The sequence below is a fragment of the Polaribacter tangerinus genome (genome assembly GCF_038024095.1).
Lineage (GTDB): Bacteria > Bacteroidota > Bacteroidia > Flavobacteriales > Flavobacteriaceae > Polaribacter > Polaribacter tangerinus.
The window spans coordinates 2402521-2417961 of record NZ_CP150668.1 but is presented as its reverse complement, the minus strand read 5'-3'; the positions used below and the strand labels follow the sequence as shown (position 1 = coordinate 2417961).

Below are 15441 nucleotides of genomic sequence, written 5' to 3'. Positions count from 1 at the left end.
TTACAATTATACAATGAGAAAAATTTTCCTGACATTACTAGCTACTATAATTTTTGCAAGCAGCTGCAAACAAGAATCAAAAATAGATATTACAGGTGTTATTGCAGAAAAGGCCATGGTTGTATCTGCCCGTAAAGAAGCCTCTAAAATAGGTTTAGATATCATAAAAAAAGGAGGAAATGCATACGACGCTATGATTGCCACACAACTCGCACTTGCTGTAGTGTACCCAGTTGCTGGCAATATTGGTGGTGGTGGTTTTATGGTCTACAGAAATAACGATGGTTCTACAGGTGCCTTAGACTTTAGAGAAAAAGCTCCAATAACCGCTCACAAAAACATGTATTTAGACAGTCTTGGAAATGTTATAAAAGATAAAAGTACATTAGGTGCGCATGCAGTTGGAGTTCCTGGCTCAGTTGCTGGTATCTTTGAAGTTTATAAAAAATTTGGAACCTTACCCTTTAAAGATTTAATTCAGCCAAGTATCGATTTAGCTAGAAACGGCATCACAATTACAAAAAAACAAGCATCATCTTTAAATAGTGCTACCAAAAAATTTAAACAAGCAAACAACTACCAAACAGTTTTCGAAAACGACTGGCTAGAAGGAAATATTCTTAAGCAAGAAGAACTTGCAAAAACACTAGAAAGAATAAGAGATTTTGGAAAAGACGGCTTTTATAAAGGAGAAACAGCTAATTTACTTGTAAATTATATAACCGAGTTAGGAGGAATTATAAGCCATAAAGATTTAGAGGAATACAAAGCAATTTGGCGAACTCCAATTACCTTTCAATACAAAAATCATACAATTACCTCTATGACTTTGCCTGCAAGTGGTGGTATTTGTTTGGCACAAATTTTAGGTTCTATTGAACCGTATAACTTAAAAGATATTCCGCATAATTCTTCCAAATACATTCAGCTAATAACAGAAGCCTCTAGAAGATCTTATGCCGATAGAGCACATTATTTGGGTGACATCGATTTTGTAAATGTACCGATAGATAGCCTTACAGATCAACGTTACTTAAACTATAGAATGGCCTCTTTTTCTTGGGATAAAGCAACACCTTCTAGTGAAATTTCTGAGGGTAAAATTTTAGGATACGAAAGTGATGAAACTACACACTACTCTATTGTAGATACTTTTGGAAACGCCGTTTCGGTAACTACAACGCTAAATACTGGCTTTGGCTCTAAGGTGGTAGTAAAAGGAGCAGGCTTTATTTTAAACAACGAAATGGACGACTTTTCTAGCAAGCCTGGCACACCAAATGTTTATGGTTTAGTTGGTTCGGAAGCGAATGCAATTGCACCAGAGAAAAGAATGTTAAGCTCTATGACACCTACAATTGTATCTAAAAATGGTAAACTTAAAATGGTTGTTGGTACTCCTGGAGGTTCAACTATTATTACCTCGGTATTACAAAATATTTTAAATGTTATTGAATATGATATGGGAATGCAAGAATCTGTTAACCAACCTCGTTTTCATCATCAATGGTTGCCAGACGTAATAAGAATGGAACCGAACGGATTTGATACCGATGTTAAAAACAAATTGACTTCTCTTGGTTATGAACTGTTAGAAAAAAATTCTTTGATTATTGGGCGAGTTGATGCTATCTTAGTACTGCCAAATGGTAAGTTAGAAGGCGGCGCAGACCCAAGAGGTGACGATGCTGCCGTTGGATTTTAAATTTAAAAAAGTCATTTTAGAAATTAAATTAAATAATTATGGTACAACCATTTCACTTAGCAATACCTGTAAAAAATTTAGAAAAATGTAGAGATTTTTACAGAGAAATATTAGGGTGTGAAGAAGGCAGATCTACTGAAAATTGGGTAGATTTTAACTTTTTTGGACATCAATTGGTAATTCATCAAAAAGAAGACTACGAACCTCAAAGAATATCAAATGCTGTAGATGGGCATAATGTTCCTGTACCGCATTTTGGAGTGGTTTTGACATGGAAAGATTTTCATGATTTTTCAGAGAGATTATTTGCTAAAAACATCACCTTCGAAATTTCTCCCTATATCCGTTTCAAAGGAAAAGTTGGCGAACAAGCTACCATGTTTTTTAAAGACCCAGAAGGAAACGCTCTAGAGTTTAAAGCTTTTAAAGATATTGGGCAATTATTTGCCAAATAATGCTTGTAATAGAAACTCATATTGTAAAAACCATAAGTAATCCTTTACGATTTCAAGAATATGGTGTAGGTATTTTTAAAACAATAATTACCAAATCTGCACTTAAAAAAGCTATTAAAAAAAACCGAATTCTTATTAACGGTTTTCCTGCTACAACGGGTAAAATAATTAATGGAAATGAAAAAATCGAACTTCTATATATAGAAAAAGAAACCACAAACAATAGGTTGAAACTAAATTTAGAGGTTTTGTATGAAGACCAATATTTAGCCATTATTTATAAACCCTCAGGAATTTTAGTCAGCGGAAATAGGTTTGTTACCATAACCAACGCACTTTCACAAAATTTAATAAAAAGTACTTTTTTAGATACCGTAAAACCACAACCAATTCATCGGTTAGATTATGCAACAAGTGGTGTTTTACTTATAGGAAAAACTGCCAATGCGCTTATGGAACTAGGAAAATTATTTGAAAACAAAAAAGTACAAAAGAAATATTTTGCGGTTACAATTGGCAAAATGAAACAAGAAGGCATTATTAATTCTAAAATTGATAATAAAGAGGCTATCACCCAATATTTGGTAATAAAATCTGTAAATTCCGCTAGATTTGGTATTTTAAACTTAGTATTAGTAACTCCTAAAACAGGTAGAAAACATCAAATTAGAAAACATTTATTTACCATTAATCATCCTATTTTAGGCGATAAAAAATATTTTTTAGAGGGTTTATTACATACAGGCAAGGGCATGTACTTGCATGCCGAAAATATTTCTTTTACCCATCCTTTAACTCAAAAAACAATAAGTATTTCTAAAAAGTTACCTCCTAAATTTGATAAAATTTTTAACAAAACATAAAAAAGGTATTTAGCATAAATTTTCGTCTAAAAATGTTTCCTTAAAAAGTAATAAATTTGTTTACTAATATTAAAAAAAATGAAGAAATCTCTTAAAATTCTTATCCTCCTTTTTGGCTTGCTAATTGCAGCAATTACATATGTATACTTTTCTGAAAACGAAAAACTTCCGGATGGCAAAAAAGGGCAAGAAGCGGAAGAGCTAGCTGCTAAAATGTTTGCAGCTTTAAATGGAGAGGCTTTTTATAATACCGAAATAATTACGTGGAGTTTTCGAAATGTACATCATTACAAATGGTACAAAAGTGAGAACAAAGTTTCTGTTTCTTGGGACGAAAATAACGTTATTTTAGACACTAAAAACTATGGTAATTCTGAAGTCTTTATCAATCATAAAAAAGTAGAAAATGAAGATGTTTTACAAACTGCTATAAAATATTTTAACAACGATTCTTTTTGGCTGATTGCTCCTTATAAAATTTTCGATCAAGGCACAGAAAGGCGCCTTGTAAAACACAATAATAAAGATGCACTACTAATTACCTATACCTCTGGTGGAACAACTCCTGGAGATTCTTACTTGTGGATTTTAGATGAGAATTATTTACCTACTTCCTTTAAAATGTGGACTAGCCTGATACCTATTGGAGGCATTAGCGCTACGTGGTCTAACTTAAAAACAACCAGCGCAGGTTTAAAACTCCCTACAGCACACAAGCTATCTTTATTCGGAATGGAAATTACACTTGAAAATGTTCAAGCTTACAATAAAAAAGCAGATGAACTAGCTCATAAAATATTGAAAGCTATAAAGCATAAAAATTATAAAAATACTCGTTATTTAGAATGGAGCTTTGCTGGAAAAAGACATTTTAAATGGGATAAGAAATTACATATTGTTCAGGTTTCTTGGGATTCTATTCGTGTAGAATTACATCCGAATAATATCGAAAACAGCCAAGTGTATGTTAACGAAAAAATACAAGAAAAAACAGATGCAACACTTGTAAAAAAAGCTAATAACATTTTTAATAATGATTCTTTTTGGCTTGTAGCACCTCACAAATTATTTGATAAAGGTACCTACAGAAATATCATTAAAGAAAATAATAAAGAAGCCCTTTACATAAAATATACAAGTGGTGGTACAACTCCTGGAGATTCATATAGTTGGTTTTTAGACGAAAATAATGTTCCCAACAGCTATAAAATGACAGTTCCTAGCATGAAAATGAGCAATGTACCTGCAACATGGCAAGATTGGATTGTTACAGAAAGTGGCACCTTACTCCCAACAAACCATATTTTTAGTAGTGGTAATAAACTATCTTTAGGAACTGTAAAAGGATACAATTGATGAATGCAAAAATAATATCTAACGGAATACTAAGAGCACTGGCAATTATTATCGGAATTTTTGCTTTGGGATACTTTTTACTTACCATTAAATCGGTAGTAATTTACATCATAATAGCTGCAATTTTGTCTTTAATAGCAAGACCTTTTATTTTATTGCTCAGAAAAAAATTAAAATTCCCAAATACATTAGCTGTAGTAACCTCAATGATTTTGATGCTCAGTTTTACAGCAGGTATAATTGGCCTTTTTATTCCACTAATAATAGAACAAGGTAAAAGTTTATCATTGCTTCAAATAGATGAGTTACAAGCTAATATTCAAAATATTTATCAAGAGATTATCAGTTATTTCTCTACCAAAGGAATTAATGTTTTAGAGGAGCTTAAAAATGTAGATTTTTTATCTCAATTTAAGGAAATTCCCAATTTATTAAACGGAATTTTAGAGGCTATCGGCTCTTTAAGTGTGGGACTCTTTTCTGTTTTATTCATCTCTTTTTTCTTTATGAAAGATAGCCAATTATTAAAAAAAGGCATTTTAGTTCTTATACCAAATAATTCAGAAAAACGCTTTTCTAAATCATCTGAAACTATAAATAATTTATTGTCTAGATATTTTATTGGCTTAATATTACAAATAAGTATATTATTTATTTTATACACCATTGTACTATTAATTTTCGATATAGATAATGCCATTGTTATTGCTTTTTTATGTGCTTTACTCAACCTAATACCTTACATAGGACCTTTAATTGGCGCAGTAATTATGTTTACATTATCTATGATAAGTAATATTGGGCAAGATTTTCAGTCGGTAATTTTACCAACTTCAATGTATGTAATGATTGGTTATTTTATTGCACAGCTTATTGATAATTTTGGTAGTCAGCCAATCATATTTTCTAAAACTACAAAATCGCATCCATTAGAAATATTTTTAATAATTATTATTGGCGGCTTACTATTTGGTGTTATAGGAATGATTACCGCAGTTCCTATTTATACTGCTCTTAAAGTAATTTTAAAAGAATTTTTGTCTGAAAATAAAATCGTAAAATCGTTAACTAAAGATTTATAAAAACATTGAATTTAGCTATTCTAGAAACTGAAACCCAAGATTTTATTAGTAGGAATAAAACTACAGAAATAACAAGACTAATTTTAAAAGGGAGTCCGTTTGTAAACGTTACCATACAAGAAATTGCCAATCAAATTTTGGCAAAACAGAAATCTGATAAAAAATTACCAACATGGTTTCAAACAGAAAAAATATACTATCCCAAAGCTATTAGTATAGAACAAAGCTCTTCTGAAGCAACCGCAAAATACAAATCTATGCTTATTTCTGGTGATAGCATTATAGATATTACAGGAGGCTTTGGTGTTGATTGCTACTATTTTTCTAACTCTTTTAAAAATGTAATTCATTGCGAGATTAATGAAGAACTATCTAAAATAGTTGCCTATAACTTCACACAATTATTGGTAAAAAATATTAAACCAATTGCTCTAAATGGCGTAAATTACCTGAAAAACAGCTCCGAAAAGTACGATTGTATTTATATAGATCCGTCGAGAAGGAACGAGGTAAAAGGAAAAGTATTTTTACTAAAAGATTGTGTGCCAGAAATACCTCCGAAAATTGACTTTCTTTTTACTAAAACAAAAACAATTTTAATAAAAACATCGCCAATACTTGATATTTCACAAACCATAAAAGAGCTAAAAAATGTAAAAGAGGTTCATGTTGTAGCTGTTAAAAATGAGGTAAAAGAATTACTTTTTCTCTTAGAAAAAAACTATTTAGGAGTCATTAAAATAAAAACTGCGAACCTCAAAAAAGAACAAACATCCACGTTTGAGTTTGAATTTGAAAGCTCCCAAACTTCTTCTTTCTCATTTCCTCAAAATTATTTATACGAACCCAATGCTGCTATTTTAAAGTCTGGCGGATTTAACCAAATTACCAATAGTTTTGAAGTACATAAACTACATCAAAACTCACACTTATACACCTCAGATACATTGATAGATTTTCCGGGCAGAAAATTTAAAATACTCGAACAGCTCCCCTACGATAAAAAATTAATCAGAAAAAAACTGACTGAAGGAAAAGCAAATATTACCACTCGTAATTTTCCTAAAACAGTTGCTCAAATAAGAAAAGAAACTAAAATTAAAGATGGTGGTAATATGTATCTTTTTTTTACTACCAATCAAAAAAATATGCTCACCGTTCTTATTTGTCACAAAATAGAATAAAGCTAAAGTATGGTCTTGCTACAAGTTTTTTCTTTAAATTTGTATAAAAGTGTTCATACTTTATGCAAACAACTACCTATCAGGGCGTAAAAATTACCAATACTTCCGAAGAGAATATTAAAGATTTTTTAGTAATTGAAGCGCCACTTCAAATTAATATCAACAAGGAGCCTTACACTGTTGTAATGAGAACTCCTGGTAATGATATTGAGCTGATTAGAGGGCTTTTATATGCAGAAGATATTTATAAAAACAATCGAAATTTTACTACGGATATAATAGCAGAAAATGAACAAATTCCTACAGTAATAAACTGCCATATTGCTCCAGAAAACTTAGGAAAAGGATACTTAAATAAAAGAACTTTACTATCTGTTTCTTCCTGCGGAATTTGTGGTAAAAAAGAACTTAAAGACTTGGTGGTTACAGGAGAAAAATTAAACTCAAAAATCTTAATTCATTCTAAAAACATTCATAAAATGTTTTTAGAAATGACAGCACATCAAAGTACTTTTAAAAAAACGGGAGGCAGTCATGCAGCTTGTATTTTTGATACAGAAAATACTTTATTAAGTAGTAAAGAAGATATTGGTAGGCATAATGCAGTAGATAAAACAATTGGAGACTTATTGATAAAAAACAACCTTAAAGAAGCTCATTATTTATTGGTAAGTGGTAGAGTTTCTTACGAAATAGTATCGAAAGCATTTATTGCAAAGATACCTATAATTATTGCAGTTTCTGCATGCTCTTCTTTAGCAGTAGACTTTGCAAAAGAATTTGGCATTTGTTTGATTGGTTTTACTAGAAATAACAAAATGAGTATTTATTCCAACCCTAATCATTTAAAATAATGAAAAAGAAAATTTACGCACAACCACCAGAAAAATTAACAGGAATAGAACTTTCAGAAATTCCAAAAAGTGCTGTTGGCGTTAAAGCCATAACCTCGGCACTATCTCATATTAAAAAAGAAGTGAGCGTATTAGAAGGGATACAACTTTTAAAGAACATCAACCAAAAAGATGGTTTTGATTGTCCAGGTTGTGCGTGGCCAGACCCTGATGAAAAACGTGCTTTTTTAGCTGAATATTGCGAAAATGGTGCAAAAGCAGTTGCCGAAGAAGCCACAAAAAACAAAGTAACTCCCATGTTTTTTTCTACTCATTCTGTGGCAGAACTTTCTCAATTATCCGATTATGAAATAGGTAAAAGTGGTAGAATTACACAACCCATGTATTTACCAGAAGGAAAAGATTATTATGAAGAAATATCATGGAAGAAAGCGTTCGCTATGATTGGCGATGAACTAAACTCATTAAAATCTCCGGATGAAGCTATTTTCTATACCTCAGGAAGAACTAGCAACGAAGCAGCGTTTTTATATCAACTATTTGTTAGAGAATTTGGCACCAATAATTTACCAGACTGTTCAAATATGTGTCACGAATCTAGTGGAGCCGCGCTTTCAGAAACACTCGGTATTGGAAAAGGGTCTGTAACTTTAGATGATTTTAAGCATACTGATTTGGTAATTGTTATTGGGCAAAATCCAGGCACAAATCACCCAAGAATGTTAACAGCATTGGGAGAAACCAAAAAAAGAGGTGGTAAAATAATTACAATAAATCCTTTGCCCGAAGTTGGCTTATTGAATTATAAAGATCCTCAAAATCCGTTAAAATGGGTAGGAAAAGGTCAGGACCTTACTGATTTATTTCTACAAGTTAAAATTAATGGAGATGTTGCTTTGCTAAAAATTATCTTGAAATTGATGAAGCAACAAGAAATTGAAAACCCTGGTAGCGTATTTAATCATCAATTTATTGAAGAAAAAACAGCTGGTTTAGAAGAAATGCTGGCCGATTTAGACAACTATAGTATTAACGAATTATTACCTCAAACAGGCATATCATTAGAGGAAATTAAAAACGCAACTAACTTAATAATTAACAATGAAAACATAATTATATGCTGGGCAATGGGGTTAACTCAACATAAAAATGCAGTAGATAATATTAGAGAATTGGTAAATATTTTACTACTAAAAGGTAGTATTGGAAAAAAAGGTGCAGGTACTTGTCCTGTTCGTGGCCATTCTAATGTGCAAGGAGACAGAACAATGGGTATTTGGGAAAAACCATCTATCGACTTCTTAAAAAGTTTAGAAAAAGAGTTTCAATTTACAACACCCAAAAAACATGGTTTAGATGTGGTGGCATCTATTGAAGCGATGCATAAAAATAAAGTGGGCGTTTTTATAGGAATGGGCGGTAATTTTATTTCTGCAACTCCAGACACAGAATATACTGCAAACGCTTTAAAAAATTGCAATTTAACAGTACAAATATCTACAAAACTAAATAGAAGCCATTTAGTTACGGGTAAAAAAGCATTAATATTACCCTGCCTCGGAAGATCAGAAAAAGATATTCAATCTTGTGGAGAGCAATTTATATCCGTTGAAAACTCTATGGGGGTTGTCCATCAATCTAAAGGAAATCTTGAGCCTCGATCTACAGAACTATTAAGTGAAGTGGCCATAGTGGTAGGTATGGCGAAAGCAACCTTAACAAATAGTAAAACACCGTGGAGTAAATTTACCGAAAACTATGATTTTATTCGAGAAAAAATAGAAGGTACAATTCCGGGGTTTGTAAATTATAATAAACGGATTCGAAAAAAAGGAGGGTTTTATTTGCCTAATAATGCAAGAGAAAATAATTACAAAGCCACGCAAACAGGAAAGGCTAATTTTAGTATTAATAAGCCATCAGACTTAAAGTTAGCTTCTAACGAATTTATAATGATGACTATTCGAACCCACGACCAATACAATACCACAATTTATGGCTTAAATGATAGATACAGAGGCGTTTTAAACGAAAGAAGAATTATTTTCATGAACAAAAACGACATGGATTTTTATGGTTTAAAACAATTAGAAAAGGTAGATTTAGTAAGCCATTTTAACAATGAAGAGAGAGTTGCCAAAGGCTTTTTAGTGGTAGCATACTCTATCCCTAGGCAATGTACAGCTACTTATTTTCCGGAAGCAAATGTATTGGTACCACTAAAAAGTGTTGCTAGAATAAGTAATACTCCAACCTCTAAAACGGTAATTATTACCGTAAAAAAAAGAACAACTTAAGTTTCACTTAAAAAATTATTTTTTGAAAAAATTACTCCCTTTTACTGTCCTATTCTTTGTGCAATTTTTCATGTTTGGTCAATCAGAAAAAATTCCTGAAAAATATCTTCAAAAAGGTTTTATAAAATCTGATTTTTTATCTGTTAAGATGCCAGAATTGGAAATTCCTAATGAGCCAAATATGGGGTTTACAGGAATTCATTATAACCTTTTTCTAACAAAAAACATCTATTCAGGACTAGGAATATACGGTTCTGTAAGTGGTAAAAGAGGTGGTTTTTTTACTCTTGGTTTAAATGCAGGACTTAAAAAATACTTATCAGAAAAAATGTATGTAGATGCTGGGTTTCATTTTGGTGGTGGCGGAGGTGCTGGTGCTGCGGATGGTGGCGGTGCTTTTATATTGCCTCACATAAATGTTGGTGTAGATTTTACCTACTTTTCGTTACAGACAGGTTGGAGTTCTATTAACTTTTTTGATGGTGGCCGAATAAAAGGAAGTCAGTTAAACGTAGCAATAGAAATTCCTTTTAACTACAATTACAGCCAACACAGCTTTTCTGAAACTAGCTTTAATACTAACGACTTAGTAAAAACTAACTGGAATAAAAAAGCTAAAAAAACAGGATTGATGGTTCATTTTAACAACTTAAAAGTGCAAAAAGCAACCCCTAATTTAGATGGAGAAATAACGGGTAAAACAATACGACTTGCTGGCTTTGAGTTTTCTAACTATATGAACAAAAGCTGGTTTACTTTTATAAAAGTAGACGGAGCTTACAGCGGAATTAGAGGTGGGTATATGGATGTTTTTCTTGGAGGTGGTTATCATTTTAGCTTTAATAAAAACAACACAAATATCATCTCTAAATTTGCCATAGGTGCTGGTGGTGGTGGTGGCGTAGACTCCGATGGAGGACTCATGATAAACCCTGATATTTCTATTGAACAAAGAGTTTACAAAGGCACATACCTTTCTCTAAATAAAGGATATTTAGGTACACCTAGTAGCGTTTTTGCCACGAGTACCCTCGGTGTGGGATTAAAATACTACATAGAAAGAAATGGTATTTTTTCAGCTGATAAAAAACTAAGTAATGGAACGTTTAAAGGAGTTGGTGTTATTGTAAAACAAGATTGGTATTTGAACGCAAAAAGAATGGAAAACCCAACCGAAGATATGCATCAAATATCCTTACAAGTAAATTTCGACCTTACCAATAAATTCTTTGTATCCGGACAAACTTCTTTTGCTAACTTTGGTAATGCAGGCGCATACGGAGAAGGTCTAGTTGGCTTTGGATTGAAATCGAAAAAAATACTAAATAATAAAGCACTATTTTTTACTCAAGTACTAGCAGGTGCTTCTGGTGGTGGTAACATAAGCTCTGGTGAGGGTTTAATTATAAAACCCAGTATTGGCGGAAATTATAAAATTAACAACCTTTTAGACCTTAGAGCCTCGGTAGGTTATGTAAAAGCAAAAGGTGGGAATTTAAGTAATTCATTTATAAATTTGGGAATACAGTACAATTTTTCTTTTTTAAATATGAAGTAAGAAAGAGTTTACTTTTAGGTACTTTCCTAAAATAGGTTAACTAACAATTAAACCATTAATTACAGTCACTTATAAAAACAAAAAATGAACATTGGCTAAAAAATAAAAGAGCTATTTCTTGCCAACGCTCGGAATAATGTTAAATTTGAGAAAAAAAATTAAAACACTATGAGCTTATTTCAGAACTCTGTTCTAAACAAATATTTAAAAGGATTAGAGTCCGAAAAAGTGAATGAAGCATACCAGCGATTTATAAGTCATTTCCATAATCCGACCATTCAAGAAAACATTCGAAACTCCAAAGAGGAACAATACCAAGGCGAATTTTTAATTGATCTTTTTGTAAACGTTTTAGGTTATATTAAAAACCCAACACCCAACTTTAATCTCACTACCGAATTAAAAAACATCAAAGGCTCAAAAAAAACAGATGGTGCTATTCTATCAAGGGGTTTAAACCCTTTGGATGCTGGAGATACAAAAGCACTTGCAGTAATTGAGCTAAAAGGAACCAACACCACCGATCTAAGCAAAGTAGAAACCCAAGCCTTTGGATATAAAAACAACCAACCAGGTTGTAATTATGTGATTACTTCTAACTTTGAGAAATTGCGTTTTTACATTGACAATGCAGTAGATTTTGAAGAATTTAATTTATTTCAACTCACTAAAGAGCGTTTTAATATTCTTTGGCTTTGCCTATCGTCTGAATATCTGTTAAAGGATATTCCAAAAAAGATTAAAGACGAATCCTTAACCCAAGAGGAAAACGTAACCAAAAAATTATACAAAGATTACGCGGCATTCCGAAACGAGATTTTTGATGCCATTCAAAAAGAAAATCCAGCATACGACAAACTAACTTTATTTAAGAAAACACAAAAATTACTTGACCGTTTCCTATTCATATTTTTCGCAGAAGATAGATTGTTGTTGCCACCAAACTCAATACGTTCTATCGTAAACCAATGGACTGATTTACGAGATAAATATGACGAGTATTTTCCTTTGTACGACCGATTTAAAAAGTATTTCGGTTATATGAATACAGGACACAAAGGCCAACAACACGATATTTTTGCCTATAATGGTGGGCTTTTTGCGCCCGACGATATTTTAGATAACATTAAAATTAATGACGATTTACTCCACAAACACACCGTTAATTTAAGCAACTACGATTTTGAGAGTGAAGTAAGCGTAAATATACTTGGACACATTTTTGAACATTCGTTAAACGACATTGACGAGATACAAGCAGAAATACAAGGCGTTGCAAATGAACAAAGCACAACCAAACGAAAAAAAGACGGTGTTTTTTATACCCCAAAATACATTACCAAATACATTGTAGATAATACAGTGGGCAAACTTTGTGAGGAAAAGAAAACCGAACTCGACATACAAGAAGCCGAATACGAAAAAGAACGTAAAGGAAGACAAAAAGCAACGCTAAAAAACTTAAGCAAAAAATTAGAAGATTACAGAAATTGGTTACTCCAAATTACCATTTGCGACCCAGCTTGTGGCTCTGGTGCTTTTTTAAACCAAGCGCTGGAATTTCTAATTGCGGAACACCAATATATTGATGAGTTACAAGCCAAATTGTTTGGCGATGCACTGGTATTGAGCGAGGTAGAAAATTCTATTTTAGAAAACAATCTATTTGGTGTCGATATTAACGATGAAAGTGTAGAAATTGCTAAACTTTCATTGTGGTTACGAACTGCACAAAAAGGTAGAAAACTAACATCTTTAAACAACAATATAAAATGTGGTAACAGTTTAATTGACGACCCAACTGTTGCAGGAGACAAAGCCTTTAATTGGCAACAGGAGTTTCCGGAGGTTTTTACCGAAAAGAATAAAAAGGCCTATCACATCACAACTGCACTTCACGATAGTCGTACCTCTCAACGAATGATAGATTATAAGGTGAGAGAACGCAGAGAACTCGGCACAAATCCATTACCTAACTATACAAAGCTTACCACCGAAGAAGAGATTATAATTACACAAGAAGTAATAGCCATTGCCAAAGAAAAGCAATTACATATAATGGCCTATAATATCTGTGGAGACCATATACATCTACTACTCGTATGTGAAGATAGCGAAGTAAGTAACATCGTAAAAACGATAAAAGGAAGAACAGCTAGAGTACACAATAGCAACAAGGGGATTAATCCCCTTGTCCAGAAAGAAAAGGAAAAAAGCATATCGCTATGGACACAAAAATATGGCTGCAAAGCCATAAAAGATGATGAGCAACTGTACAATACAATTGCTTACATACAAAACAATAGAACCAAACACGAGTTGCCCTATAACAAAGAACTGCAGTCGCTTGCAGAAAACCCTATCCTGAATCTAGACTATGACAGAGCCTTTGCACCCCAATATTCGGGTGGTTTTGATGTTGTGATTGGGAATCCGCCTTATGTCAGAAGAACTCAATTACCAAATGAACTAAAAACAGTTTTAGAAAAAATATTTTTCTCAGCATTTAAACAATATGATTTATACGTTCTCTTCAATGAATTATCTGTTATAATATTGAAGAAAAATGGTTTAATAGGTTTAATTCAGCCTAATAAGTTTTTATCAGCAACTTATGGATATAAGTTAAACAACTATTTGTATCATAATTGTGTAATAGAATCAATAAAAGATGTTTCATTGGATAATGTTTTTACTGACGCTTCAGTTTATCCATATATTTTTATTTATAGAAAAGTTAATGAGTCAATAGATTTTGATTTGGAAGACATAAACTTATTAGAAAACACTAAGAATTTAGAGGGTTTTGATGTGTTTTTAAAATCTAATAATATTATAAAAAAAATCAAAAGAGAGTCCAAACCTTTATCTGAAATAACTTCAAAAATTAATCGTGGCGTTGCAAATAGTCTGATTGAATATTCAGAAGATGGTAAATATGATGCAATTAAATCTAAAGACTTAGAATTTGGATATCTTATTCCAAATCCAAGTGAAAAAATTAATTACAAATCTTTAGAAAATGATTTGCAAAAGAATAGTGAGTTTGTTGATGAATTAATTCTTTTACCCAGAACTGTGTTAAAAATACGTTCCACAATAAAAAATGATAAAAGCCATATTTTAGATAGAATCTACTACTTTAAAAATCAGTCTGATTTGAATAGTTTATTTGTTGTTGCACAATTGAATTCAAAATTAATGACATTTTATTACGAATATGAATTTGGGGCAACAAAAATTGGAGGAGGCTATATTGATTTAAAAGGTTCTCAAATAAAAACATTTCCTATTATTAGAACAACAGAAAAATACCAACAAACCTTTATTGAAAAAGCAGACCAGATGCTTTCTCTAATCAAACACTACCAAACCCTAGAAGGTGCTTTTATAGATTTACTACAAAGCAAGTTTTCCGTACCTACGGACAAGGGGTTAAAACCCCTTGCAATCAGCAAAAAACTCCAAAACTGGCACGAATTAGACTTTGCAGAACTTCTAAAAGAATTGGAAAAGGCCCGTAAAAAAGAGGCGAAAAACGCCAACAAGGGGTTTCAACCCCTTGCATTACCAGAACAAGCCGAATGGATGCAATACTTCAACGAGCAAAAGCAAAAGGCAGAAGAACTAAAAGCAGAAATTGAGAAAACAGACAGAGAAATAGATGCTATGGTGTATGAGCTCTATGGCTTAACTGATGATGAGATTCAAATTGTAGAAGAAGCAACTAAATAAAAAAGCATCGATTCACGAACACTTAATAAAAAATGAAAGATTTGTGAGCTAAATAGACCAAATGGCTTATGAATTACGGATTGACAGAAGAAGAAATTAAAATAGTAGAAGAAGCCACCGCATAAGCTATACCCATTTGCAATTAAGCAAGGTTTTAAATGTTCTTTTTGTTGTTCGTGAACTTAGGTTTCGCATAAGCCAACGCAACGCCAAAAATTGCAGGCAACGTATGTCTTGCCAGCGCATACATTTCAACTAAAAAAAACATCGGTAAACCAAGCTATACGTGAAAAGCATTATGCACAACAAGGTGTAAAGTGCATAGCACAGCACCCTTCGGGATGCTAAGAGA

10 protein-coding genes are annotated in these 15441 nt (G+C 32.3%); all 10 read left to right on the top strand.

The window, feature by feature from the left end; genetic code table 11:
- Window positions 1-13 precede the first annotated feature (13 nt).
- The 10 genes from ggt (at window position 14) to WHD54_RS10575 (ending at window position 15089) form a co-directional block, all read left to right on the top strand.
- The gene (gene ggt, locus WHD54_RS10620; protein WP_088323448.1) at window positions 14-1705 is read left to right on the top strand and encodes a gamma-glutamyltransferase; all 1692 of its coding nucleotides are present in this window, start codon (window positions 14-16) and stop codon (window positions 1703-1705) included.
- A gap of 38 nt (window positions 1706-1743) precedes the next feature.
- Window positions 1744-2160: a VOC family protein gene (locus tag WHD54_RS10615; protein WP_088323449.1), complete on the top strand. Its 417-nt coding sequence runs from the start codon at window positions 1744-1746 to the stop codon at window positions 2158-2160.
- Window positions 2160-3023 carry an RluA family pseudouridine synthase gene (locus tag WHD54_RS10610; RefSeq protein ID WP_088323450.1) on the top strand — a complete coding sequence of 288 codons (864 nt, stop codon included), beginning with the start codon at window positions 2160-2162 and terminating at the stop codon, window positions 3021-3023. Before WHD54_RS10615 ends, WHD54_RS10610 begins: the two co-directional genes overlap by 1 nt.
- 78 nt (window positions 3024-3101) lie before the next feature.
- The gene (locus tag WHD54_RS10605) at window positions 3102-4379 is read left to right on the top strand and encodes a hypothetical protein (RefSeq protein WP_088323451.1); all 1278 of its coding nucleotides are present in this window, start codon (window positions 3102-3104) and stop codon (window positions 4377-4379) included.
- Window positions 4379-5461 carry an AI-2E family transporter gene (locus tag WHD54_RS10600; RefSeq protein ID WP_088323452.1) on the top strand — a complete coding sequence of 361 codons (1083 nt, stop codon included), beginning with the start codon at window positions 4379-4381 and terminating at the stop codon, window positions 5459-5461. The genes WHD54_RS10605 and WHD54_RS10600 overlap by 1 nt, the downstream gene beginning before the upstream one ends.
- Window positions 5462-5466: 5 nt before the next feature.
- Window positions 5467-6645 (top strand): THUMP-like domain-containing protein, encoded by a 1179-nt coding sequence (locus WHD54_RS10595; RefSeq protein ID WP_088323453.1) that lies wholly within the window; start codon window positions 5467-5469, stop codon window positions 6643-6645.
- 62 nt (window positions 6646-6707) lie between these two features.
- Complete coding sequence (gene fdhD, locus WHD54_RS10590; protein WP_088323454.1) at window positions 6708-7499, top strand: formate dehydrogenase accessory sulfurtransferase FdhD; 792 nt, start codon at window positions 6708-6710, stop codon at window positions 7497-7499.
- On the top strand, window positions 7499-9796 hold the full coding sequence (locus WHD54_RS10585) for an FdhF/YdeP family oxidoreductase (protein ID WP_088323455.1): 2298 nt from the start codon (window positions 7499-7501) through the stop codon (window positions 9794-9796). The genes fdhD and WHD54_RS10585 overlap by 1 nt, the downstream gene beginning before the upstream one ends.
- Window positions 9797-9818: 22 nt before the next feature.
- On the top strand, window positions 9819-11354 hold the full coding sequence (locus WHD54_RS10580; protein WP_233130974.1) for a hypothetical protein: 1536 nt from the start codon (window positions 9819-9821) through the stop codon (window positions 11352-11354).
- 168 nt (window positions 11355-11522) lie between these two features.
- The gene (locus WHD54_RS10575; RefSeq protein ID WP_088323457.1) at window positions 11523-15089 is read left to right on the top strand and encodes an Eco57I restriction-modification methylase domain-containing protein; all 3567 of its coding nucleotides are present in this window, start codon (window positions 11523-11525) and stop codon (window positions 15087-15089) included.
- Window positions 15090-15441 lie beyond the last annotated feature (352 nt).